The sequence below is a fragment of the Shewanella submarina genome (assembly GCF_042646185.1).
GTDB classification, from domain to species: domain Bacteria; phylum Pseudomonadota; class Gammaproteobacteria; order Enterobacterales; family Shewanellaceae; genus Shewanella; species Shewanella corallii.
The window spans coordinates 325,491-350,789 of the sequence record NZ_JBHRTD010000015.1; the positions used below are offsets into that span (position 1 = coordinate 325,491).

Sequence of the window (25,299 nt, forward strand, 5' to 3'; positions counted from 1 at the left end):
CAGGCTTACAAGGTTGGGGTACTTTGTAAGGCCACTTTAGGTGCCAAGGAAATTATGAGCATAAATCTAGAAAAGCATCGAAGAATGGAACTGCGTAAGGCTACTGAAACCCGGGTTATTCGTCCGCCCGAGCCGGTCCCATTCCATCGTGGCCCTGAATATTTGGTGGCTCATGCGTGCTTCAACTGCCGAAAAAGTTACAAAAGACCTGTTGAGTACTCTGGTAAAAAGCCAACTCCATGTCACTCTTGCCCAGATTGTGGCGAATGTATGCATGAGATGGGGCGTAGCTTCAAGGCACCGAAGGCAGGTGATAAAAGGCAGTGGCGTAAGGTACAAATTCTATTCGCTGCTGGCTTCCGGTTCATCGGCTGCGGTTCCCATGAGGGCGATAAGCTACCTACTGAGCTAAGTGAATTAGAAGATTTCTTAATCAATAATCAAGAACACCCGCTAAAGGTAGCAGCACCTAACAATCTAATGTTGCCGGACGGTTACCGCGGTGCGGCAACCGCCGCAAATTAGGCCGCTATACGAATGTTATGTTTCATTGCGATAGAGAATTGAATGCCAGTTTCAAAGCCATTGGATAGAGTTCTGGAAGTGTATTGCCATGTAAATGCGATCAATATTGAGCTGCTTGCTGAACATTGTAAAAAAGAAGATTGGTCTTATGCGTCACCAATGGAATATAAAGATCAGCTCAGAGACGCCATTTCTAAACATTCAATTTCTGTCGCTGAATATGATCGAATTACCCAAGAAGAGTTCGATAGTGAGGAAGAGTTGTATGCTTGGCTTACTGAGGTGTGGGATAAGACCATTGGTGAACCTCTGTAAAAACATAACAAGACCAAGCTGTCATAAAACTTGAAACGAATTTTCCGCCAGCCAGCGCTACCCATGTTGGCGGCGCTGCTGGAGGCATTCTTCTGAACAAGAAAATTCGCCATATCACTGTAGATGATAAGAAATACAATTGGATAGTAACTTCTCTGGATGACCAAAATGTCCTTGTTAGAATTTGGATTGATGGCTTCAAAAAGTTGCCCTTGATTGAGGCTAAGTTTCCATTTAGAGATCCCTGGCTGAATTTCGCTGAACTTGTTGCCGAGCGCAACCAAGGTTATGGCCCCTCAAGCGATAACTTATTTGAAGGTATTACCCCTAAAAAAGTTAGATGTATTATTGAGGCAGTTATTCGAGATAAAGGGATAGCCGGAGAAATTAACAAGCCAGTCAGTTTAGATTGGAGCCCAAAACAACTCCAGGCAACATACAAGGCTGATAAATGAGCGCAGCAACGGTCATCCTGACAACAACATCAACACCTGTTGACCATGAAGACAGCGGGCTTACAGGCACAGACTCCCTCTAATTTCTTCCCAATTTCTACCCGGTTTCCCCAGTTTTATCCCTGTAAATTGCTAATGCTCCCTGATGTTTGTCGCTACCTTGGCTGGGTATTTTTAATCCAAGGATATTTGCCATGAACATAGCAACAAGATCGAGGAGCCAGGCCTGCTTTGGGAAAATAACGGCAGGGTTGCAGACGTTGACCCGACTGACCCAGGGCGTGTTTATCAGCATGCTGATGCTGGGCACGGCCCACGCGGCGGGAGGCATTGGCTCGGTGTGGGGCACAGGATCTGATGATGAGTCCATCTCCATTACCTGGACAGTGCCAAGTGGTGACTACGACCATGTGGGGTCCAGCTACAAGGTGTGTTACCGCAAGACCCCCACGCTTAATGTGTGTGGCGGTTCTGAAAACTACACCGCCCCCAACAGCTTTACCGCAACAGGTTTGAATTCAGACACTGAGTACAAGTTTAAGGTGTGGTGCTACTGCAAAAAGAAGAACTGGCGGGGCAAATGGAAGGATGCCAAATGGCGCAAGATTGGCACCTACAAGCAATCCACCCTGCCTGAGTCAGAGCCAGATGTGCTGATAAGTAATATCGCTGTGGTTGATGTGGCACCAGGCAGCTCTTCAGATGATGCCTCAATTGATGTTGAAGTGAATTACACCAACCCTGCTGCGTTTGAGTTTGTGCGTACCTGCTACAAGAAACTGGGAAATATGACCTCAATGAACTCCATCTGTTCCGATAGAAATGATCCTCCCAGCTCCTGGGGCAGCTCAGATCATGGACGAGGCTGGTTGGATGTGGAGCCCGCGCCATCAGGGACTGTGTTCTCCTTTGGTAGTTTGCGGCAGTGTCGCCAATACAAGGTCGTGTCTTATGGCTTCTATGATGGTGTTAATACAGGGCTGAAACTGGGCGAAACCAATGCCCATACGCCGGGTGACTGTAAGGCGAATAAGATGGCTGTATTGATTGTTGATGACTACAAAGAAACCGTTTTGCACGAGTACGCTCAAATGGTTTCCCGCATCTACGACCAACACCTGTTCCAACATCTGGCTGAAAGATATGGCAATGAACTTCATACTGCCCAGAAGCTGATGACAGAAGAGGAACGGGTCGATCTGGTTCAACCGCAGGCCCTGCTTGAATATCTGATCAGCACAGACTCAGAGGTGTGGGAGCAATGGCAAACCGAGCGTTATCTGCAGCAGCAGAGAATGACGCTGGACAACTTTGTTGAAGACAAATACCCAGAGCTTTACCAGGACCTGCTTGATGAGATCCCTCAGCAGCAGGAGAGAGCAAAATGGACATCCAGCCTGTTTTGAGACAAGAGCACTGAATCAGGTTTGCCCCTCATTCAATGATTGAGGGGCACAATACCAACACGGTAATAACCCAATTTATATTGGAGATGCACCTTTTCGATGACGGCCTGACACGTCGCATCCGAAGGCCGTTTACTCTCCCGTGACGGGAGTATTGCCCATCACTTCCTCCCAATATGCCAGACGCTCTTGATAAAGAGCCTCTTCTGACTCGCTGAAGTTTTGCAACAGTGAATCCAACATGGCTTCCATCTCGCCACTGCTGAAAAAGAAGCTCTGATGTTCGATGTACAATTTCGCCCAGACGGCTGAATCAACTTTGCGTTCCAGCTGAAGACAGGTTTTAGCCAGCGTCTCCAACACAAACCGATCGCCCCCTCGTAAAGCGCGCTCCAGTAAGTCAACCGCTTGCGGCAGATCTTGTTTAAGCTCGCTATTGCCAACCAGTAGACGCATGGCCATATCATGGTCCATGTTTGCCTGAGCTTGCTGGCTAATTGGGAATCGTTTTATAAAGTCCTGGTAGCTTTCTTCGGCAGTGGTTTTTTCGTACTGCCCCAAACGCTCGCCCATAGCATCCCTTGCCTGCACATATTCAGGGATCGGAAAGCTCGCAGCCAATCGATAATACAACCATGCAGTCGGTAGGTGACGGCGTACACCCCAACCATTTTCATGAACCTGAGCTAACAAAAACTGCGCGTGCGACACCCAATTCTCAGCCAGTGGCATTAACAGCTCGATGGCTTCTGCCTGCGAGCCAGAATCTTTCTTTTCCAACAATACCTGGGCAAGGAAAGAGGCAGTGAGACCGGGGTTATCCCTCTCAGCTTCCCGATACCAGAACTCTGCTTTATCCAGATCTCTATCAATTACCTGACCGCGGAAATACAAGTCTGCCAGGTAGGTCTTGGCTGCATCCACCTCTGTTGCGCACGCTTCCAGCAGAAGGATGGCCTGATTAATATCAGCGGAGCTACCCCGCTCTTCAATCAACTGCGTGGCTAACTCAAACCTGGCCACATTGCTACTACCATCACTCGCCTCTTGCAACAGTTGGCGGGCTTTGTCTGGATCATTCCCCTTATCCGGCGATTGATAGTAAATCCCCAACTGGGTTTTCGCGTCTGCATTCCCCTGTGCTGCGGCCTTTTCCAGCCAATAAAGCGCCTGACTGTTGTCAGGATCTTTCAGCGGATTGCGCAGGTAAAAAGCCCCCAGCTGAGCTTGCATTTCGGCATCACCAGCTTCCGCCCCCGGCATTAGCAGCGACTCAAAATGCTCCTTATCTCCCCCTAATACAGGATGAGCATTAAAAGACAGCAGCGCCCTTTGCACAGTGGCAATCTTTTCATCCAGTTCACCAGCGCGCTTGTACCAATGTTCGGATTTTTCCAAATCCAACATGCCAAACTCGTCGTTGCTGTATAGCTCACCCAGCGCCTGTGCAGCAAATCCACTTCCCTGTTGAGCCTTCTCGGTGAGCATGACTTCAAGCGCACTATATTCGCCACGCTCCATCAGGCGAGAAATCTCTCTGGAGAGATCTTCCAGTCCGTTACCCGTGTTCGATTTATCATGAAAGTAGAAAATATAAATGATGAATGCGATAGCCAGCGCTACGACCAAGTACTGTTCCATATCTCTCCCTATTTGGATGAAACTTCGATAGTCCATATAACTGGCCCGTAATTTGACCAAGCCTTCGACCTCAGTCTGAACAGGGCATGAGGGTAAAACAACTGCACCTTACGGCTATTTTGAAATGTATTAATCCCAGTGACCTCATTGAGGCTGAACCAATGCCTGATTATTTTACTAACAGGCCATAGCAAAGCGCCCCTGGATTTCCAGAGGCGCTTTTCAGGCAAGAGCGTCGACTTTCTATCTACACCTTAAATCTTCTTCAGAAGCGGTGAGCCCGGGATACCAAGCTCAGGCAGCGCCGCAGTGTTATGGGCATATTTCTCCGGCAATTCGGCTTTTACCAACTCGGCTTGTTCAGTATCGCGTTGCTGTGTGTAGATAAAATACTTCAATAAGTTGTGCTGTAGTTCCGCACTGGCATTGGTTTGTGCATCCTTTATGGCGTTGGGGTGCGCCAGGGTAGCAAGTGCTTTTTCAAACTCTCCCATGTCAATGTAGGCTCTGGCCAGCATACGCAGTGAACCTCCATGTACCCTTTCACCCAGACCATTGCCCAGCGCCTCCATTTCCTTTGCTGCAAACTCAGGCTGCTGCAGCTTCAGGTAGGTTATCGCCTTAACATTGTTCAGGAACAGTGGCACAGATGTACCTTCGGGAAACCATACCTCATAGGCATCAAGCACTTCCTGGTAACGCCCTGCCTTATGCAGCACATGACTGAAGATAGTGAAGCTGTTTATGTTCATCATATTTTCTTCTGAACCCGATAGTCTGGTTCGTCCCTGCTGCCAGCTCATCACCCCTGATGCAACCTGCGCCAGCTCCTCAGCATCATGACTCTTGGCTCCAGCTGACATCTTCAGCAACTCATCGAACTGCGATTCATAGTTGGCAGTGGCATGATTATCAGTCGATTGACCAGCGGCAGGTGTTACAGCATGACCATCCTCCGTCAGTTGTGCAGCGGCCACTACGGCACTGGCCGACAGCGCCATCAATATCATTCCAATGTGTGTACTTTTCATCACTTTCTCCTTGTTTAGTAACTTAATCCTTTGCACATTAAAGTTTTGACTATGAGTGATATTCAGTACTGGCCCACCATGGCCAGCACCTGTTGAGGACGATGTGCATGGAGACAGCAGCAGACTCGCCAGATCATGCTGATACCTGTCACTTAACACATCAAAGCAGTGTTCATCACAGCTGATTTCCAACTGCTGTCGGGCTTTTCTGGCCAGCACCCGACATAAAGGATTCCACCAAAACAGGCTTTCAGTGAGGCAGATGATCCAGACCCAAAAAATATCGCCATGTTTTATGTGGGTGGTTTCGTGCAGCAATACAGATCCAAGTTCCTGCCGTTGGCTCATGGCGCTATCCACCCAGATAGTTGGCTTGAACAGACCTGTAGCAATGGCTGGTGTCGCGAGGCGAGATACCCGGATTGGATATTGAGAGCTTGCGGCAGTCATTTGCTCACACTCCGAAGAGTTACGGTGCAATCTGCTGAGCAAGGTGAAGTAGTGGAATAAACGAAAGGCAAACAGCATAGCCCCAATAGCTGTCACCAAAAACAGTGCATTCCAAACCGTGAAATAGCTGATGTTATCCGCGGTAACACCCGGGGTTTGCGGATGGCTCTGTCTATTTTCCAATACAGTCATTGGGTTGGAGATATTGAAGAGTTCGATAGTAAGGGCGCTACTGTCTACCGGGGGGAAAATAGTGATGGAGGGTATTAACTGCCAGGGTACAAACCAGGATAGCAGAGCCGACATAAGCAAATAGAAACCCACTCTGGCCGGTGCATCCTTCAGCCAAACAAGACATCCTAATACCGTCAGGCTGATCACCGTGTTCGTTATTATGTAGTCCATAAAATCATCCTGTTTTTACTTTTTATTTTTGTTATTCAGTAAGGTTTGAAGATATTCAATGTCTTCTTTATTCAGGTCTTCTTTCTCAATAAAGTGAGCAATAAGGCTTCGTGAGCTGCCACCAAAAAAGCGCTGCATAAATCCTGGGGTGACCTCATTTGACAGGGTTTGCTGAGCCACTTTAGAGCGATAAATAATGGCTCGTCCCTGCTGACCCACTCGCTCAACAGCATCTTTTTGCTCAAGACGGTCTACTATGGTTTTCACTGTGGTATAAGCAACCTGCTTGTCCTGGGATAAATACTGATGGATTTGCGACGCAGTACAGGGCTCATGTCGCCACAGCAGTTGCATTACATCCAACTCAAATTCACTTAATTTCATATCCGCCCCTTCGATTACTACAAATGTAGTTTTATTTTCTACAAACGTAGTAATAGCTGTTCAAATTGTCAACAACTTTTATTCGGGGTGACTAATGTAGGTTGAAGCAACTGACTTGGGGCTATTTTGAAATGCGCCAGTGCAACACTTGCCTGTCAGTCATATCAGGGCATCCAGCACGGCCTGCCACTCAGCCAATGACGAGCTGTGGTTTACCGGTACATCATCTGCATTGTTGATAAAAATCGTTGGTGTTGCCCACACAGCCCGGGTGGCGGCATATCGGATGGGGGTACGGCCGGCAATATAGATATCATCATCAGCCATGCGACTGATAAATTGCGCCTTATTGATATCTTCCAGAGAACAGGCTTGCTCGGCTATCAGCCGAATCAAATCTTCCTGAGTCTTATGACGGAACTGGCCGTTATAAAACAGCTCCTGATGGGCATACAAATGGGTAGCAAATTGATAAAACCTGTCGCCATTACCATCAGCAAAGGCCAGCAAACCCAGAGTCATATCCCATGCCTGCCTGTGATTGCTCAATGTTATCAAGTGCGTCTTCAGCCCCAGAGACTTGCCTTTATAAGCGTTCATCACCTCCATCAGGGTGGGCCAGAGCTTTTTCGAGTGAGGGCACTGCAAATCAACAAAGACATCCAGGGTAACCTGGGCTGAAGGATCACCCAATAAAACACCGCTGGGACGTTGAGGAATAGGTATCGCCATGTTCTGTTTCCGGTTATCACCAATATGGATAGAAAAGCAGCAGTTGTGCATTTAAGTCAACTCAATGACTCTTATGTCCTGCACAAACCAACACCCATACAGATAACCTGAACCTTACGAATTTTAATGGGTCACACAATAAATCCCCCCATCCATGGAAGATGATAATGATCGGAACTCGCGTCATTTTAATGCTGGCAGCACTGCTGCTGATGACTTATCCACTCTGGGGTTTACTGCAACCTCAAAGCTACCTGAATGAGTTGCTGGAAACCTACCCTCAGGCCACCGAAGCGTCCGACGGGCAAATACGCCAGAGCAGCTTAATTCTCTGGTTAAGTAATGGCGTACTGGCCGCAGCACTGGTGATGATAGCTCGCTTTATCGGTCAGCCACACAGGTACCGCATTGGGCGTTTTGGTGCCGCATTAATTGGCTTCTACCCTCTGGTGTTGAGCATCTCTGAGGTTTTCATTGGTCTTAGCCTGACCAGCCACCTGCAAGATGCATCTGTGGCTCTTGAGTTGAATGCATCCAAGCTCTTCTATCTGGTGTTTGCCGTAATGCTGTTTGGCATAATCAAGAGCCAGCAGCAAAGTCACCACACCAGGGCGGCAGTGGCAACTGACCCTTTTATTGAGAAAAGCGCCAGCGGACAATAGCTGGCGCTTTGTTATTTCGGGGAGAGTATCAAATGGTCTCGGAAGACTGCCCCAGCAGGAAATTCTGTAACTCTTCTGTCAGTTGATTAACGCGTGAATCCAACTGAGTCTCGGTCAGTTCACCTTTCTGGAAACGGACTTCCAGAGCCAACAGTTCATTGGTCAGCTTCAAGGTTTCGATATACAGAGGTACGTTGACCATCTGTACTCTTTTCAGGTTGATAAGACTCTCGTTCAACTTGGCCAAAGCGATGCCGGACAGATTTTTACTGACGATATTCTGCGTCAGGAAGGTATCCAGATAGCCCGGATAGGGTGGCGGATTTTTTTGGTAAAAGTCAGTTTTCAACGCATGGTCTTTTGGAAGCTTGCTGAAGTACTCCATCAACTCCTCGCTGTAATCATGGCATTGCTCAACTGACGATATTGCAGCGCCCAGCAGCTTGATAACATCCTGCTTTTCGCTCTGCCCGGCCTCATAATTGGTAATTGATATCGCCAACATTACACCCGCCATGGTGGCGATCAGGGTGAGCAAAAAATTGATGCCCGTGTTGTAGCGCTCAACCAAACCTTTGAATCTGGGTAAGAAGGTAAAAGCGCCAAAAAGGCTTAAGATGACAGTGAGAACGAGATATAGCATTTCAATCCCTAAACTTGATATTAGCTTCCATAAAAAACCAGTAACTCAAGAGTTTATGCTATCAGTGTCGAACCAGACTGTTCAAGTTCTCAGCAGCCAGTCACATCAAGGCTAAAGCCCTGAGTTGAAGCGCTGTGGGAGTATTGGGCATAGCAATGCCCATTAATCAGCGAGGCATCACTGTCATTCAACCGATAACCGATACGGGAGATATCATTATTTTCATAGACATAGACATCACCATATTGCGCAATATGGGTACCACCGGGGAAAGACTCTGATTCCGGGGAACCTCCCAGATCGATAAAGGTTTGCACAAAATAGCGGGCAGGACTGGTAGATTCACTGCGGGTTTCAGGGTAGGCATTGTGAAACTGGTAAGGCCCGAAGTCGGTATCCACAGTCACATCTGCGCCCGTCTTTCCCTGGATATTTGCCTTCATATGCAACATACCCACGGTACTCTTGATACTGCCGAGAAACCCTTGAACTGTCGCTGTTTTGGCATCGCTCTGGAGATTGATAAATTTTGGAGCCGCTGTAACCGCCAGTATGCCCAGAATTAAAATCACAACGACCAGTTCTATCAGAGTGAACCCATTACGCCTGCTCATATGCCAGCCTTTTACCCCAAAAAATACCTAATCAATGAAAAAACATCCTATTAAGCGAGGGGCAAGATAGCAACAAAGGTTGCAGCAACGTGAGCATTTTGACTGATGAAACACCATCCATCCCCAGCCCCTTTAGCCTTGCTAACCTGTCTTTGTTTAAAAATCTGTAAACAGTCCTTCCAATATCTTTTTATTTTCTGTCTATTTTCAACGCTTTTCAGCATTTAGCTCTGGTTTTATATGTGTAGCAAATTAAACCTTGGGTTTATGTTTAAAAATAGCGTTAAGTATTTATTGTTAACTCAGGGTTATTTTCGTCAGTTGAAATAAAAAGCCCACACCCTAGTATATTGGCCAGGGTCTTGATTGGTTAGCTTACTTTTATATTGACTGGTGAGTCGGAGGACACAATGGACAAACAGAAAATGAAAAAGCCACAGATGGACATTAAAGAAAAACGTCGGTTGAAGCGAGAAAAGTCGGAGCAGAACTCTGTACTTAGCCTGGGCAGAAAGAAGCGTAAAAGCAAAGGCTGACAGCCTGGGTCAGTACAGCAACACAAACCGCCCAACAACCAAACCACATCACTGATTTTATTACGGTAATAATTTCAAATGAATAGTCAGATTCACATCTCCAGCTGTGACTTAAATGGGATTCTATCTCTGCTGGAAGACTCCAAAATGTTGTCATCAAACATAGCGGCTCTGGAAGAGGAGCTGGTTCGCGCCAATGTAGTGGACAAAGAAGCCATACCGAAACAGGTGGTCACGATGAACTCCACCGTGGTATTTAAATTTGTCGGCGAAAATAAAGTTTATATTAAAAAACTGGTTTATCCGGTTGATATAGAAAATTACGATGACATTTCTATTTTAGCGCCGGTAGGCAGCGCATTAATTGGCATGTCAAAAGGACAAACCTTAAATTGGTTAATGCCAAACAAAACCATAAAGACAATTAAGGTGATTAACGTTATTAAGTAGCACTGATTAATAATATACGAAACCAGCGCCCTTCAGGGATGAGGGCGCTTTAAGCAAACCCGCTGCTGACTTCATTGACCCAAAAGTGGCGGCCAGCAGAGCCTTGTAAACATCGCAGCCCAGGTTCAAAACTTGGGTGCAGCGGCAACCGCCTTAAAACTCATCCCATATCCCCGAGTCGCCTTTGGTCAACTTTCTTCTGTCTTCACCGGAGCGGCGCTCCTGAGTGGGCTTCAGTTCTGCAACATGAAACCCGGTGATCATTTCCACCACCTGACCCGCCATCTCGGCGACATTGGCACTGGCCGTAGACACCTGCTGCACCATTGCGGCGTTTTGTTGGTTGGAGTCTTCAAAGTCCATGATGGCTTGTTCTATCTGTGCAATCCCCGAAGCCTGCTCGCGGGTATTGGTATTCAGGGTTTCAATCACTTCGGTTACTTCGGCCACCTGAGCCTTGATATTGATCAGTGCTTCTCCTGCCTTGTTGACATGCAGGGTTCCCGCGTGAACCTTATCCATACTGTCCTGAATCAGCTCATTGATATTTTTGGCAGCCACTGAGCTACGCTGGGCCAGACTCCTGACTTCACCGGCGACCACGCCAAAGCCCCGCCCCTGCTCACCGGCCCGGGCTGCTTCCACAGAAGCATTGAGCGCCAACAGATTGGTCTGAAAGGTAATCTCATCGATAACAGTCAGGATATTGGTGATTTTCTTGCTGGAAACAGCAATGTCGTCCATCGCCTTGATGGCGGCAGTCACAATCTCGCCCCCTTCGACCGCCTGCACCTTGGCCTCTTTGGCGCTCTCATTAGCCTTGTTGGCCTCGGTGGCACTGGATTCGGTAGAGCGGCGCATTTCGGATATAGAAGCTGAAATCTCCACTATGCTGGAGGCCTGAGACTCTGTCCTTTGGCTGAGGTCGGTATTACCTGAGGCGATCTCCACGGCGCCGGATGCGCAAATATCGGCGGCCTCACTCACCTGAACCAGGGCAGAACTGATCGAACTCAGGGTCTCCTGGGCACTTTCCTGTAATTCTTCAAATTGGCTCAGCCGGAAGGTGTCTGTGTCCGCCTGCTCTGCTTTGCCAGTCTTCAGCTGAATCAGTTGTTGGTAGAGCCTGGCCATAGGCAGCGCAACAAAGCGCTTTATCATCAGGAACCCCAGAATGATTAATACCAGAGAGCTGACCGCCATAATCAGTGCAAAAGTCACTGATTCCATCACCTGTTCCAGCCTTTGTTGCTGGGCAGCAGCAGTTCTTTGCTCCAGTGATTGAAAGAACTCATCCACCGGCTGCATAATCCTGGCCTTCTCCTGGTGATAGGCGCTGTTGTGCATTAAGTCCCTGGCCAGCTGCAGGTTCGGTTCCCCCTGCACACTGTACTCACCTGTCGCAGGGTCCAAAAAGCGGCCTTTTACGGCGTTCATCGCCTTCACTTCCATATTCACCAGGGCATCTGAGTTGTTCTGGGCCTGGGTCAACAGTGCAAACTCCCTGTCACTGAAGCCTAGCTGCTGCATGCGGGATTGAAGCGCTTGCAGTTCACCATCCACTTTGGGCTTATCTCCCTGCTCTAACACCAAATCCCAATAGATAAGGTGGTAGTTTTCCGGCCTGGGAAGCTCACCATTACGAATATCCAGCACGGCCTGATACATCTGCTCATATCTGGGGTCTCCGGTGACCACATAGGTCCGCGCCAGCCGGGTTAAATCATCTGAACTTTGGCGCAACTCATCAGCAGCCTGATAGCTCTGGTAACGGATATTGGCAGTCTGCTCCAACTGGCTGACGATCTCTTCAACCCTTACCACCAAAAAGCCGGTAAATATGGTGAACAAAGAGATCAATCCGAAGATCCCCAAGAGTACATTTCGTAATTTCATTGATGACTCCCGCCGCCCAAGCGCAGTGTGTATCCTTTCAGTATAGAAAGTCTCAGCGAGTCAACAGGTAAAAGGTGGGATTATCCCGACCGTACAGAAGTTTTATCAGTAAAAGAGCCTGCCTCTGATTGGAAGCAAGCTCTTTGTTCAGAAGGGTCAGTAATCACTACTGGAATGCCACCAGTCGATAACCCCAGGTTTGACTCTCATCGGGCGTCAGTACCAGAGTAAAGTCCAGATTGTCTTTCAATTGAAGGGCTTGACGGTGCAACAAGTTGAGAGTGTTGTCATTTTCCCGCTTGATCACAGTTACTGTGTAGCTGTCTCTGGGCAGGGTAATGCTCAGGTTCTTGGTGAAGTCCCACTTGGTCACCTTGTACTTGGCTGTTTCTACCGTTTCATTGCCACGAACAAAGTAAACCTCCAGCCCCTTGGTGCCTGCGGCCAGGTTCAACAGTTGGATACTGTACTGATAACTGCGGGGTGTCAGGGAGTGCTCTATCACTGTGGCTTTGAGCTTATCCTCAGCGTCCGGGTACAGCAGAATGGATTTGGAGTCGCTCTGGTTGTAGGTCACCAACAGATTGTTGAGCAGCGTATTACCCGTTGCTGCATCGCTGATCTCCACGTCATAGTCGCCAAATTTAGCTGGCGTAAAGCTGGAGATCGCCCACCTGGCCACTTCAACTTCATGGGACTCACCTGACTTGCCCTTGAGTTCGGCTTTGACCTTATCGGTTTCTTCAAAACCGTTGTAGACCCTGAACTGCACCTTTTCATTGATATCCGGCAACGAAGATACTGATTTGCCGCCACTCACTGCATCCAGCTTGATACCTTCTGTTGCTGCGCCAAAACCCGGCCGAACCAGCAACTTGTAGACAGTCTTGGCATTCAGATTAACCTCTGCCGTAGTATAGAAAGGCTCATTACTGCCCGCCTTGGTGAGATAAACAACATACTTCCCGGTTTCCAATATCTGTGACTCGGTCACTCCTTTGTATTCGGCCTGCCCCAGAAACTTAGCCGAACTAAAACCATCCTCCTTTTTGCCGATGTATATCCCCAACTTTGCCGTACTCTTGCTGACATGGGCTCCCAACACCTGCATATAAGTTTTCTTGTCTTCGTTGTCATTCTCTTTATCGAGCTTGTCCGTGGTGAACTTAATGTCGACAAAATCGGTTTTGGCATAGTCTCCGGCCAACACATACAAATGGTTGTCACCGGCCGCAAAAGTGACATCCTGCTTATGAAAGCTCACATCTTTGTTTTCTGCATTCTTACCGGTAACACTCACCTCATTGCTTCCGGTAGTCACCGCAAATCGCTGAATTGCCTGCCCGAAATTGACCGAGGTGTACTTTTTACTTTTCAGGACCAGGTTGGTTGATGTGCTGTCAGGTGAGGCATTGTAATACTGCACATACGCCACCTGTTTTTTGGGTTCTTCTTTGTCACTGTCACTACATCCAACTACAGATAACACCACCCCCATTGCCAATATAAGATTTACAGTTAATTTCACTTTTTCCTCCGCACAGAATAGTTAACTATTTTTGCCAAATGGCCTGTTACCCAATTTCCGACTGGATTGCGGCGAGATTAGTTCGAAATACTTTGTGACACTTTGCATCAAATTCAATAATTTAAGCTGCAAATTACTGACTTTGCAGACGTTCCATCTTTAACAATGTCAATTAACTTCAATTTTTATCTGAGCGACACTCCCTGTCATTGAACCAATAGGCAAAAAGCCTTCGAAGCCGAGACAGAACTGTATAAAGACAGAGCAAATATTCAACAGATTCAAACTCATAGTGATATGCTAAACGGGCGCAGCAGGGAAAGCGGGAGGAGTAATGAGGACGTGGGGCAGAGGATGGCCGTTATTGGCATTGTTATGCAGTGTCACATGCAACGCAGGGGATATGCAGATTCGGGTCGGGGGATTTTATGCCGAGTCTGATTCCAGCATAGATGTGACAGACCCTATTCTGGGGGAGGACTTCAAGCTGGATTTCGAAACTGATCTTGAATTGGATCAGTATCAGTTTCTCCCCTTTTTCGAGCTTGAGTATGCCTATGATCACAAGCATCACTACTATCTGGACTGGAAACAACTCCACCGCAGGGGCGATACGATTGGGCTCAGCCGTGGGTTTCAAATAAGTATCGACGATACCATTTATCAGGTAGATACCGGCGCTCGCCTGGATACAGAGCTGGATATCGATATTCTCAGGCTCGGCTATGGTTATGACCTGTTTGAAGGCCAGAACTATACCCTGGGCGTCACTGTTGGCCTGCATACCATGTTTATCAGCATTGCCCTGGAAGGAGCCATAGGCGCCTGTATTTCAGGCCAAATAGAGGGCAATCAGTGTGCTCAGACTCCTATTCCCAGATTGGTCGAGCATGAGGTTACAGCACCGCTTCCGGATATCGGGCTGATCGGCCGCTATCAGTTAATGCCTGGCTGGGAACTTAATGGCCATGCCCAGTACTTCTATCTGGAGCTGGATGATATGAAGGGAGCGCTCACAGATATTCGGGCCGGCATCAGTGCAGCACTGAACCAAAACTGGAACCTGTCTGTCTCCTACAACTACTACAGAGTCTCTGTTGATATGACCGAGACCTTCTACAACATCAAGGTCGCCGACTTTAATATCAACTACAGCTTTATTGGCCCCAAACTGGCACTCACCTATAGATTTTGATCTTCTACCTAGGGTGAAAAGGCCGACGACGGCGGGTTAGCCAACAGGTCTGCCAACTGAATACATCCCTGCTCCAATTCCACTGTGCTGGTTGGCGCACTGACCGCAATCCTGACACACGAAGGTGCCGGATATCCGGGGGGGACAAACAACTCAGAAGACTTCAGCTCCAGTCCCCGGGTTTTACTCGCTGCCATAAATTCACTGAGTGACCAGTCGTCAGGTAATGAAAGCCAGCCATGAAACCCATTTGGATGAAACGTCAATTCCACTGCAGACAGTATCTCCGCAACCATGCTCCAACGGGATTCCATCTCTTCTCTGATGCTTTCCAACACCTTATTGGCAGCACCATTTTCCAGCAGGATAGCGGCGATAGCGGTCAACAAAGGACTGATCATCCAACTGTGATTTTGCAGCGCATGAACGATGCGGCAATAAAGTGATTCGGGTAGTAACATAAAGCCAAGACGGAGCCCCGGGGCCAGGTTTTTGGACAAGCCACCTATGTAGATAACCTGCTCCGGAGCCATATTCACCAGGGGTTCCGGCCTGTGATGCGGCAGCAGACCATTAACGTCATCTTCCAGTATCAGCAGTTGCTGCTGGCGACATACCGCAATCAACTCTCTGCGACGCGCTTCACCCATAGTCACGGTTGTGGGGTTTTGCAGGGTCGGCATCATATAAACCATACGTGCCGAGTACTGTTTACAGGCCGCAACCAGGGCTTCAGGTATCATCCCCTGTTCATCCATTTCGACCGGTTTTACGGTAATGTGCAGCTGCCTCGCCAGACTCAGCAGGCCGGGGTAAGTCAGCTTGTCCACCAGCACAGTATCCCCCTGCCGACACAGTGTAGTGAGGCAAAGTTGAATGGCGTTCTGGGCTCCGGAGCAATAGAGCAACCTGTCGACATCGGCTCTGACGCCATGCTGTTGTAACCAATCAGCGAGCACGGCTCTGTGCTGCACCACCCCGGAGGGAGGCTGGTACAACATCAGCTCATTGAGTTCAGCCGGATGCGAGGCAATCTGTTGAACCGCCTGGGTAAAGAGTTCCGCCCGGTCGAGCTGTGGCGGTACGTTATAGCCAAAGTTCATTTCATCTTGCCGGGTGCGGTGCGAAAAACTCCAGGCTGGCCTGTCTTTTCGACAGATAAAGGTGCCGGAACCCACTTTGGACTCAACAATCCCCCGACGCTCCGCCTCAGCGTACGCCCTGGTCACTGTTCCCACTGTCACCGACAAGCTGTCGGCCAGGGCCCTGTGAGTAGGTAGCCTGGCTCCGGGCAGCAACTGCTGCTGTTGCACCATCTCTTCAATGGCGGAGGCAATCTGTCGGTAAATGGGCCGACCATCTCTTTTTAACTCAATGCTCTCGATTGTCATGGTGACAATAAACCTTTTGATCTGAATTCAGCTCCCTGATACGGTCAAAAACTAACACAAGTACAAAATTCAGACAATTACCAGCAAATTGTACCCATACAATTTATGAGGATCCCGTCAGTGACAGAGCCATCTTTACTACTCACCTTAGCTGTGTTCGCCGCCACCATGACTGGTACGCCGGGCCCAAACAACATGATGCTGACCGCATCCGGGGCCAATTTCGGTTATCGCCGAACACTCCCCCATCTGTTTGGAATTACGCTGGGTGTTGCCACTCTGATTACCCTGGTGGCAGCCGGACTGGGCTTACTGTTTCAAATGTACCCACTGATCCAGCAGGTATTGAAGGTGGCTGCCAGCGCCTATCTGCTCTATCTGGCCTGGCGTATAGCCAGTGCCGCACCGCCGGGGGACAAGCCCTCAGCAGGCCGACAGCCGATGACTGCCACTGAGGCAGCAATGTTTCAATACGTGAATCCCAAAGCCTGGGCCATGGCCATTACCGCCGTAGGCTCATTTACCAGTGCGGGCAGTGACTACTGGAGTTCAGCCCTGCTGATCGTGTTGGTGTTTATGTTAGTGGGTTTTCCCCTGACATCTATGTGGGCAGGCTTTGGTGTGTGGCTGGGCAAATTGATGTCCGGTGACCGCAGCTGGGTGTATTTCAATCGAACCATGGGAGTATTAACCGCGTCCTGCCTGCTGTTTATCTGGTTATAAGCCTTTTACCTTATTTGGCTAGGCAGAGAGAATATTTAAGGGCAACAGGAAATATAATAACCTTAAAAAACAAACTATTTATTGAATATCACAATTCAAATGTAAATTACCCCATTAGGCATAACTCTTATTCTCTGATAACTATACAAATCAGGGAATAGTTATTTATAAAAATATTTACCTCATATTTTCAAATATACACACCTCGACCAAGACTCAATCCAACTATTTGAAACAAAAAAATAATTGGTCATAAAATAGATGGGTTCAACTCAGTTGAAAATTCATTCAGCCCGCGTTCATCTTCGAACAGGGATAAATATGCACTTGACCTGACTCTCTGTCAGCACGTACTAATAATACTTGTGGCGACTTCTAAAATAATAACATTAACTCTTATTCAATAGCCTGAATGCTATTAATAGTTCCAAAGAAAAACATGCTTCCCGGGAAGCAGAGTTTCTCTTTAATTATTGTTATTGATGGAGGTTAGTATGACGAGAAAACTCAGTCGACTAACATCAGAAGTCATTGCCGGACTGACAATATTGTCATCTGCTGCGGCTTTTGCGCTGGAACCGAATACAGGCGTCGCCAATGTTGATGGGGATCCCGGTGAATGGGATGCCAGCGAAACCGGTGAAGACTTTTTTGCGCCGCTTTATGTTGCGGGAAATCCCAACAAACCCCACCTTGCCAACTCATACCTGCGTTATGACTGCCACACCAATACTATGTTCGTATTGGTGCTGGATCGAGACACTTCTGACAACACCTACATAGAGCAAACCGGGCAAAACGCCTGGGTGCGAATCGCCGAACTTGGGGCGAGCCCAGTGGTTGATCTTAATCCCCCTGAGTCAAACGGCATTCCCCCGGACTCCTCCTGGGTTCCGGAAGATGGACAACAGGGGCCTGATGGCATTCCCTTGCTGACAGGCTATGAAGCCTCATTCCCGCTATATCCTGGGTCTTACAGCATTGAAATTCACACCAACGCCACCACCAATGGCAACTCAGATACCCTGTCGACCGGGAAGAAGAATTCCAGCGGACTGCTGCAACTCAACGTACTTTGCCCTGTCGATGCCAATCCTCAGCTCGATGTCGAGAAATCTACCAATACTCAGGATGCAGACCTGCAACCCGGCCCCACCATCAGAGAGGGCGAACAGGTAACCTGGGACTTTGTGATAACCAATACAGGTGATGTCACTCTGACCGATATTGTGCTGACCGATGATCAGCTGGGCGGAGATATTACCCTGGCCGCCTGTGGCGTGGCTTCCACCGACCTGACTTTGGAGCCGGGAGAGAGTGTGACCTGTACCATGACGGGTACAGCAACTCAGGGACAGTATCGCAACGTAGCAACAGCGACAGGGATCTACACAGACGAATCAGGTACCCAACTTGCCGTTGATGACACAGATCCAAGCCACTACCTGGGCAATCAGGACCCTATGCCTGCCATAGACATTGAAAAATCAACCAATGGCGAAGATGCCGATGCGCCAACAGGTCCTGAGATAGGCGAAGGCGGCATGGTGACCTGGACTTATGTGATCACCAATACAGGCAATGTCACCCTGACCAATATTGCCCTCAGTGACGATAGACTGGGCGGGGATATTACTCAGGCAGCCTGTAGCATTACCGCTGCCGATCTAAGTCTGGCTCCGGGAGAAAGTCTTACCTGCATTATGACCGGCTCAGCCATGCTGGGACAGTATGACAATACAGGATCCGTAACCGGGGTATACACAGATGACGCAGGTCAGCAAACCCAGGTAAATGATGCCGATATGAGTCACTATCTGGGTATTGATGACACTGGCTTTGGACTGCCAAGAGTCGATATCGAGAAGTACACCAATAACGTAGATGCCGATACCCAGGAAGAAGGCCCTGAGATTATCGAGGGTGAACGCGTGATCTGGCGTTATGAGATATTCAACAGTGGTGATATTACGCTGACAGACCTGCAACTGACCGACAGTGTCATTGGTGCTATTTCTGCCGATAACTGCGTGCCCGGTCTGGATGTACTGGCTCCGGGAGACAGCATTACCTGTACCCTTGAAGGTATCGCGGGTGAAGCGCCTTATATGAATCTGGGTACGATTGAGGCCAACTACACTGATGCCGATGGTGTAGGACAGGTTCTGGATTCTTCAGACCCAAGTCACTACAACGGCGTCGCCGCCCAGCCCGCGCTGGATGTTGAAAAGTACACATTTGGTCAGGATGCCGACGACCCAACCGGCCCTGTAGTGCTGACAGGTGCCACAGTTCAGTGGGCTTATGTAGTCACCAACACGGGTAACGTGCCCCTGTCCAACGTCAACGTGGTGGATGATCAGGGCGTCATAGTCAACTGCCCAGAGACCTCTCTGGCGGTAGGCGAGAGCATGACCTGTACCGGGTCAGGCCCGGCAATACCAGATCAGTATGCCAACATAGGCAGCGCCTCAGGTGACTATCTGGATGCCGACGGCAATATCAATGACTCAGCCAATGACAGCGATCCAAGCCATTACTTTGGTGCCAATCCTGCGCTGAATATTGAAAAGTCGACTCAGGGATTCGATGCCGATAACCCAACAGGACCCAATATCGAAATCGGAGACACTGTGTACTGGCTCTACAGTGTAACCAACACAGGTAACGTCGGTTTGACGAATATTGAGGTCACAGATGATCAGGCTGTCACAATCGATTGTGGTGACGGTGACAATGTGATTGAGTCTCTGGCTGTTGGTGCTACTCATACCTGTAGCGGCAGCGGTATCGCAATCGAAGGTCAGTACGCCAACATAGGTACTGCCGACAGTGATTTCACTGACGATCAGGACAACAGCACAGACGTCAATGATGACGACCCAAGCCATTACTTTGGTGTAAACCCAGGTATTGACGTTGAGAAGTGTACCAGTGGTTCAAGTCTGACAGCATGTTCGGAAGACAGTCCGTTTAACCATGACAATGCGCCGGGTGAGTTTTTCATTGAAGGCGATACGGTTTACTGGACAGTCACTGCAACCAACACAGGTAATGTCACCCTGGATAATGTCACTGTCTCAGATAACCTTGAGACTCTGGATTGTGGCAGCTTCGACGGTTCACTGGATCCCGGCGAGTCGGTGACCTGTCTGGCATCCGGTGTCGCGACTACAGGCCAGTATGTCAATGAGGCAACAGCAACAGGTGACTATACGGTTGTGATTGATGAGTCAGGCAATACCGAGACCCGCACCACTCAGGATATGGATCCAAGCCATTACTATGCGGTCGTGGATAACCAGCCAAGTCTGGAGGTAGAAGTAACCAGCTTTGACCCGGCCAATCCACCGGAAAACACCCAGTGGGAAGGCAGCTTCAACATTGAAAACGCCAGTGGCGGACCTGAAGTAGATGCGATAGCGGTAACTGATCTCAGCTTTACCATTGAGTATCGTCTGCCCAGAGGTAACCGATGGGTTGAAGTCCCCACCAGCTGTACCAGCGACCCAACGGCACCATTCGTATTTACCGGACCGGGTGAAGACTCACCGACACCTGGCTCAATAGATGTCGACTACTGGTGTTCTGTGACAGATACAGGGGAAATTCCGGATGAGTATTCAGCAGCAAGAATCACCATCTGTGTAAATATCTTCAACAGAGACAAGACCTTCTGTTCGAAGCTTAGTTACACTCCATAAGGAAAACTCCCCCCCACAAAAATGGCCGCTATATGCGGCCATTTTTATTAGGGTCTGTTGACCTTTCATGGTTGAATTTTGCTCGAGATAGACGCGCTTTAATCGCGACGCAAGGTGTGCCGCCTAGTGGGCCTAAGCAAATACCTTGCAACAAAGAGTAAAGCGCGTATAGCCGAGCCCTTCGGGCAGCGTTTGTCGTCGCTTTCTACTGCATTAACGCTCATTTATGTAGAACAACTACACCACAATCGCGTTGCTTTGTATAAAACAACGACAAAGTGCTGCAAAAACCATCTTCAAAGGTCAACAGACCCTAGTGTGAACCCCAGTATCTAAAACATAAGTTTGATATGTCCTATATTACTGAACTGGAAGTTGGCGTAGTCGGCAGTATGGCTAAAAGAGGTTCCCAACGATGGAAAGTATCGTCCCAGCGCTATCGACAATCCCATGGCAATCCCAGTGGGCTCAGAGTAAGTATGCATCACTCTTGGGCTGGATTCGCTGAAAGACATGCCCACATATTCCGGGCTGGTGTGAACAAGCAGGTAACGGGCATTTTCCGGCAGGGTAAAGTGATTACTCAGCACATTATCGACAAACTCAAACTCATATCTTGGTTTGAGTTGACCAATATTCTGTCGGTTTTCATCCAGCGCTGTGATCACCGGATAGAAAAGAAACGCCTGATCAGATTTGGTACTGACATAGCTCTCTATCACCAGATTCTGCACATCATCGCCAACACGCACCACTCTGGTCGGCGATTGATACTCGCCAAAATCCAACATCAGCGCCTGTCCCGGCAGCATGCCCAAACGCTTATTGGTCGTCGACGTCAGATCTGCTGCGTTGTCACAAAAGCCTGTCTCAGAAACTGGCACTGCCGCCTGTGAACTGAAGGCCGTATGTGCCTCTTCCAACGTAATTGGCGACAACACCCTTTTGTTGACCTGACAGCCAGTTACCAGCAATGCCGCAAACAGCATCAAACCGGTAGAGAGTTTTTTACCCATGAGCTTCACTCTTCTTATTTTTGTTTTAGTCCAAGCTAACACAGGTTCTTCTTAACTGAAACAGAATATGTAAACCATGTGATAACAACACGTTACAAAAACAAAAGCCTTCAAATAAGAAGGCTTTCCATGTGGCTTTCATGAGTGCAGATCAGTTACTTCGAATCTTAACCTGCCAGTCCTGGACGACCGGTAAATTTGCCAACCAAACCATCAAGCTCACTGGCCAGTTGCTCAATAGAATGAGTTGATGTTCTGGAGTTTTGTGCTGCTACAGCCGTGTTCTCCGCCAGGTCTGAGATCGCAAGGATATTAATCTCAACACTCTCTGTGACTGTCGTTTGCTCTTCAGATGCCGTGGCTATCATCATATTTTGCTGCGCAATATCCTCTATCTGAGCCACTATCCTTGCCATCGAATCCGCACCATCCCGGGCCTTCTGCACACAGGTCTTGGCCAGGTTGTTGGAATCGGCAATCAAAGAAACACTCTGGCCGACATCGAGTCGCAGCTGCCCGATAATTTTGGTAATTTCGTCGGTCGATTGATGGGTTTTCAGCGCCAGCTCCCGCACCTGATCTGCCACCACAGCAAAGCCCCGTCCCTGCTCTCCGGCCCGAGCGGCCTCAATGGCCGCATTCAAGGCCAGCAGGTTGGTTTGCTCTGTAATATTGCGGATAACATCAATAACGGAACCTATGCGGGTACTTTCAGCATTGAGCTTGTCAATGTTGTCGCTGGCCAGCCTCATGCTGTCGTCCAACTCGCTAATCTGCTGTGAAGTATCCGCATTGACCTGTTCCCCTATGCGGGCTGAATCCTGCAACTCCTGAGCAATATTGGCTGCTGTCAGTACGCTTTGTGCGATCTCACGACTGGTAGCGGTCATCTCATTCATCGCCGCAGAAACCTGCTCGGACTCCTGCCGCTGTTGTTCAGCATTGCTTGAAGTGTCTTTCGCCATAGTCAATCCCTGCTTGGCGTTAGTGGAAAGCTCTGTAGAGATGCTGACAATCTTCTCCATCGTCATCTGCAAATTAGCAATGAAATTGTTGAAATGACCTGCCAACTCAGAGAGTTCATCATTGCCCTTCAGCTCCATACGTACTTGTAATGAGCTGTCCCCTTCGGCAATTTTCTTCATCAGATTATTGGCAACTGCGACCTTGAGGGTAATGGCACGACTTATCAGCCACAACGCAGAGCAAAGCAGCAGCGCCAACACGCCACCAACCAACGACAGGCGCATAGTCAAAGCTGACTCACGGGCATCAATCGCGCCCAGAAGCTCTGTACTCAGGGTTTGCATCTGCTTTTCAGCTGCCTGCACCGAGGCCCGTAAACTACCATGCAGCCCTTCTGCAGGTGTTAATCCATACTCCTGGAGGCTCTGCGCCAACGCATTGAATTTTTGCTGATAATCTTCAAGATCAGCTGTCATGCTCAGCTGTCTGTTGAGGGGAGTATTGCTCTGCTCAATCATCGCCTGGGTTTTCACTACCTGCTCATTAAACCTCTCTACATACTTAGGGTCAGAGCGCAGCAGGAAGTCTTTCTCATGACGGCGTAACATCAACAGATTGCTGTAAATTTCAGTATTTAAGGCGCTCTGAACATCGGTCTCAATACGATGAGAAGCGGCTCTGACATCCCCCATCAAACCGTCGTCTTTGGCCATACCTATCACTGTTCGCTTGTCTACCAGTGCATTAAAGTCCTGCTGGTATCTGTTCAAACGGCTCAGGGTTGTCTCAATGATGGTGTCACCATTCATATCGAGATCGACCAACTTGGCTTTAGCTTCAGTCAAGCGCTGCACCAGTTGCTGGTAATCTTTCTGAAATTTTTCCTGATATTTGACGTCATGACGCGCCATAAAATCTTTCTCGTGACGTCTGAGCATCAAGGTAGAGGTCTGACTTTGCAAAATCTCTGAGGAGGCGCTATCCAGAGTGGCCAACTCAGAAAATGAGCGCTGAAAGATAATGGCAAACCCAATCACTGACACTAAAATGGCAACGACCACACTGGTCAGCTTACCTTTGATGGTTTGAGGCAAAGCAACTCGCATAGGTACTCCCTAATTCCTTATCCGGGACAACGCATCCATTCGAAGTCACTGACAAAACGATACTTTGTTGTATCAGTCAGGAAACCTAAGCATAGTCTCAGTACTTTAGAATTCAATAAAGCTGGCGTTTACTCCTCCATCAGCCACGGGACGCGTATATCAAATAGTTCAATCCGGCATTGACCTGTCTACAGCTTCATAGTTTATCTTTCCAACATAACGACGAACGCCTTCGGGCAGTTAATTCCCAGCCTTTGGCCAACAACAAGGAAAGCTCGTGATTTATTACCGCATCAGCGAACTGGCAAACGCCGTGGGTCTTTCCCGCTCAACCCTGCTCTATTACGAAAAGCAGGGGTTGATAAAAGGCAAACGCCTGAACAATGGCTACCGGGTCTACTCAGACAAGGACCTGCAAAGATTACGGCTGATGCTGAAACTTCAGGCCGGCGGTCTGACATTAAAAGAGTGTCAGGCCTGCCTTGAAGCCAAGGTGGACAGGCAACTGCTGCAACAAAGGCTGAATGCGCTTGATGAGGAGATTGCACAAAAACAGGCCTCAAGAGACCTGCTGGCCGCCCTGCTGGGACAGGGAAATCTCAAGGAGTGGCATAAGTCAGTGGACGAAGTCGCGCCGGATGCGCATCTGGATTGGTTAATGAAACAGGGCTTCACACACAAAGAAGCCTTAAGACTCAAGTGGATATCCAAAGATATGAATGAACACGAACAGTATATGGCCGACTTTATGAAGGTATTCGAGACGCTGGACCGCTGGGGCCCCGGCAGTGAATCCGATACCCGCAAAGCGCTGGCCGCTGTACCCCATGCTCCGAAAAAGTTGCTGGAGATCGGCAGTGGCAAAGGCCTGGCAACCCGCATACTGGCGGCGAGCACTCAAGCTGAGATAACGGCACTGGATAACGAAGACACTGCGCTGGCACGTTTGCAGCAACTGGCCACCGAAGCAGGCTTCGCCGAACGCATCACCACAGTGAATGGGGACATGACTGATATGCCATTCCCACCCGCCAGCTTCGATACTCTCTGGGCCGAAGGCTGTGCCTATATTATGGGGGTAGAAAAAGCTCTGCAGCAGTGGCGGCCTTTGCTGACTGACGATGGCATTCTGGTACTCAGTGATCTGGTGTGGCTGACAGACTCTCCCAGCGAAGCAAGCCAGACGTTCTGGAAGCAGGATTACCCGGATATGAGCAGTGTCGCCACACGTATTGAACAGGCTGAAGCTGCAGGCTATGAGTTGCTGGACACATTCGCTTTGAGTCACGACTCCTGGCGTGCTTACTTTGAGCCACTGGAAGCCAGAGTAAAGGAGTTAAGGCCAGAGATGCCGGAATCAGCGGCACTGGCTGCCATTGAGAAGGAAGTAGGGATGTATCACAGCTATTTGAACGAGTTTGGATATCAGTTCTTTATTCTGCGAAAAAGCTCGGTCTAAGCCTGATAAAAAAGCCCGCATTATGCGGGCTTTTTTGTCAGCAGATTAGGTTAGGTTGGGTAAAGC

Annotated in this window: 22 protein-coding genes; 11 read left to right on the forward strand and 11 right to left on the reverse strand. The window is 48.8% G+C overall.

Annotated features, from left to right (window positions below):
- Positions 1–54: 54 nt before the first annotated feature.
- The 4 genes from ACFOE0_RS13315 to ACFOE0_RS13330 all read left to right on the forward strand — a co-directional run bounded on the left by ACFOE0_RS13315 (position 55) and on the right by ACFOE0_RS13330 (position 2,701).
- Positions 55–525: a hypothetical protein gene (locus tag ACFOE0_RS13315; RefSeq protein ID WP_380712136.1), complete on the forward strand. Its 471-nt coding sequence runs from the start codon at positions 55–57 to the stop codon at positions 523–525.
- A 42-nt stretch (positions 526–567) separates the two neighbouring features.
- Positions 568–840, forward strand: a complete 273-nt coding sequence (locus tag ACFOE0_RS13320; protein ID WP_248936762.1) for a hypothetical protein — start codon at positions 568–570, stop codon at positions 838–840.
- 212 nt (positions 841–1,052) lie between these two features.
- Entirely contained in the window at positions 1,053–1,295 is a 243-nt protein-coding gene (locus ACFOE0_RS13325; protein WP_248936761.1) for a hypothetical protein, read from the forward strand.
- Positions 1,296–1,555: 260 nt separating this feature from the next.
- On the forward strand, positions 1,556–2,701 hold the full coding sequence (locus tag ACFOE0_RS13330; RefSeq protein WP_248936760.1) for a fibronectin type III domain-containing protein: 1,146 nt from the start codon (positions 1,556–1,558) through the stop codon (positions 2,699–2,701).
- A gap of 132 nt (positions 2,702–2,833) precedes the next feature.
- On the opposite strand, the gene ACFOE0_RS13335 is transcribed toward ACFOE0_RS13330, so the two are convergent.
- The 4 genes from ACFOE0_RS13335 to ACFOE0_RS13350 all read right to left on the reverse strand — a co-directional run bounded on the left by ACFOE0_RS13335 (position 2,834) and on the right by ACFOE0_RS13350 (position 7,344).
- Complete coding sequence (locus tag ACFOE0_RS13335; protein ID WP_248936759.1) at positions 2,834–4,342, reverse strand: tetratricopeptide repeat protein; 1,509 nt, start codon at positions 4,340–4,342, stop codon at positions 2,834–2,836.
- A gap of 254 nt (positions 4,343–4,596) precedes the next feature.
- Positions 4,597–6,228, reverse strand: a complete 1,632-nt coding sequence (locus ACFOE0_RS13340; protein ID WP_248936758.1) for a M56 family metallopeptidase — start codon at positions 6,226–6,228, stop codon at positions 4,597–4,599.
- A 15-nt stretch (positions 6,229–6,243) separates the two neighbouring features.
- Positions 6,244–6,612: a BlaI/MecI/CopY family transcriptional regulator gene (locus ACFOE0_RS13345; RefSeq protein WP_248936757.1), complete on the reverse strand. Its 369-nt coding sequence runs from the start codon at positions 6,610–6,612 to the stop codon at positions 6,244–6,246.
- A 159-nt stretch (positions 6,613–6,771) separates the two neighbouring features.
- A complete protein-coding gene (locus ACFOE0_RS13350) occupies positions 6,772–7,344 on the reverse strand; it encodes a DsbA family protein (RefSeq protein WP_248936756.1) in 573 nt (190 codons plus the stop codon).
- Positions 7,345–7,511: 167 nt separating this feature from the next.
- Between ACFOE0_RS13350 and ACFOE0_RS13355 the strand changes: the two genes are divergently transcribed.
- A complete protein-coding gene (locus ACFOE0_RS13355) occupies positions 7,512–8,006 on the forward strand; it encodes a hypothetical protein (RefSeq protein ID WP_248936755.1) in 495 nt (164 codons plus the stop codon).
- A 28-nt stretch (positions 8,007–8,034) separates the two neighbouring features.
- Here the strand turns inward: ACFOE0_RS13355 and ACFOE0_RS13360 are convergent, their stop codons facing one another.
- The gene (locus tag ACFOE0_RS13360) at positions 8,035–8,649 is read right to left on the reverse strand and encodes a hypothetical protein (protein WP_248936754.1); all 615 of its coding nucleotides are present in this window, start codon (positions 8,647–8,649) and stop codon (positions 8,035–8,037) included.
- A gap of 89 nt (positions 8,650–8,738) precedes the next feature.
- Entirely contained in the window at positions 8,739–9,263 is a 525-nt protein-coding gene (locus tag ACFOE0_RS13365; protein ID WP_248936753.1) for a type II secretion system protein, read from the reverse strand.
- Between the two features lie 410 nt (positions 9,264–9,673).
- On the opposite strand from ACFOE0_RS13365, the gene ACFOE0_RS13370 reads away from it, so the two are divergent.
- Together ACFOE0_RS13370 and rnk are read left to right on the forward strand one after the other, a co-directional pair.
- Positions 9,674–9,799 carry a hypothetical protein gene (locus ACFOE0_RS13370; protein ID WP_283106498.1) on the forward strand — a complete coding sequence of 42 codons (126 nt, stop codon included), beginning with the start codon at positions 9,674–9,676 and terminating at the stop codon, positions 9,797–9,799.
- A gap of 78 nt (positions 9,800–9,877) precedes the next feature.
- A complete protein-coding gene (gene rnk, locus ACFOE0_RS13375; RefSeq protein WP_115136621.1) occupies positions 9,878–10,249 on the forward strand; it encodes a nucleoside diphosphate kinase regulator in 372 nt (123 codons plus the stop codon).
- Positions 10,250–10,402: 153 nt separating this feature from the next.
- Here the strand turns inward: rnk and ACFOE0_RS13380 are convergent, their stop codons facing one another.
- Positions 10,403–12,145: a methyl-accepting chemotaxis protein gene (locus tag ACFOE0_RS13380; RefSeq protein ID WP_248936752.1), complete on the reverse strand. Its 1,743-nt coding sequence runs from the start codon at positions 12,143–12,145 to the stop codon at positions 10,403–10,405.
- A 166-nt stretch (positions 12,146–12,311) separates the two neighbouring features.
- A complete protein-coding gene (locus ACFOE0_RS13385; RefSeq protein WP_248936751.1) occupies positions 12,312–13,673 on the reverse strand; it encodes a DUF4397 domain-containing protein in 1,362 nt (453 codons plus the stop codon).
- Between the two features lie 403 nt (positions 13,674–14,076).
- On the opposite strand from ACFOE0_RS13385, the gene ACFOE0_RS13390 reads away from it, so the two are divergent.
- Positions 14,077–14,868 (forward strand): hypothetical protein, encoded by a 792-nt coding sequence (locus tag ACFOE0_RS13390; protein WP_248936750.1) that lies wholly within the window; start codon positions 14,077–14,079, stop codon positions 14,866–14,868.
- 8 nt (positions 14,869–14,876) lie between these two features.
- Here ACFOE0_RS13390 and ACFOE0_RS13395 read toward each other — a convergent pair whose 3' ends face one another.
- Positions 14,877–16,259: an aminotransferase-like domain-containing protein gene (locus tag ACFOE0_RS13395; protein WP_248936749.1), complete on the reverse strand. Its 1,383-nt coding sequence runs from the start codon at positions 16,257–16,259 to the stop codon at positions 14,877–14,879.
- Positions 16,260–16,379: 120 nt separating this feature from the next.
- Here ACFOE0_RS13395 and ACFOE0_RS13400 point away from each other — a divergent pair, with 120 nt between their 5' ends.
- Both ACFOE0_RS13400 and ACFOE0_RS13405 read left to right on the forward strand, forming a co-directional pair.
- Complete coding sequence (locus ACFOE0_RS13400) at positions 16,380–16,982, forward strand: LysE family translocator (protein ID WP_248936748.1); 603 nt, start codon at positions 16,380–16,382, stop codon at positions 16,980–16,982.
- Positions 16,983–17,476: 494 nt separating this feature from the next.
- Positions 17,477–20,686: a DUF7507 domain-containing protein gene (locus ACFOE0_RS13405; RefSeq protein ID WP_248936747.1), complete on the forward strand. Its 3,210-nt coding sequence runs from the start codon at positions 17,477–17,479 to the stop codon at positions 20,684–20,686.
- 332 nt (positions 20,687–21,018) lie between these two features.
- Here ACFOE0_RS13405 and ACFOE0_RS13410 read toward each other — a convergent pair whose 3' ends face one another.
- Together ACFOE0_RS13410 and ACFOE0_RS13415 are read right to left on the reverse strand one after the other, a co-directional pair.
- On the reverse strand, positions 21,019–21,702 hold the full coding sequence (locus ACFOE0_RS13410) for a hypothetical protein (RefSeq protein WP_248936745.1): 684 nt from the start codon (positions 21,700–21,702) through the stop codon (positions 21,019–21,021).
- A 167-nt stretch (positions 21,703–21,869) separates the two neighbouring features.
- Entirely contained in the window at positions 21,870–23,774 is a 1,905-nt protein-coding gene (locus tag ACFOE0_RS13415; RefSeq protein ID WP_248936744.1) for a methyl-accepting chemotaxis protein, read from the reverse strand.
- A 280-nt stretch (positions 23,775–24,054) separates the two neighbouring features.
- Between ACFOE0_RS13415 and ACFOE0_RS13420 the strand changes: the two genes are divergently transcribed.
- Entirely contained in the window at positions 24,055–25,233 is a 1,179-nt protein-coding gene (locus ACFOE0_RS13420; protein WP_248937024.1) for a MerR family transcriptional regulator, read from the forward strand.
- The last annotated feature ends 66 nt before the right edge of the window (positions 25,234–25,299 follow it).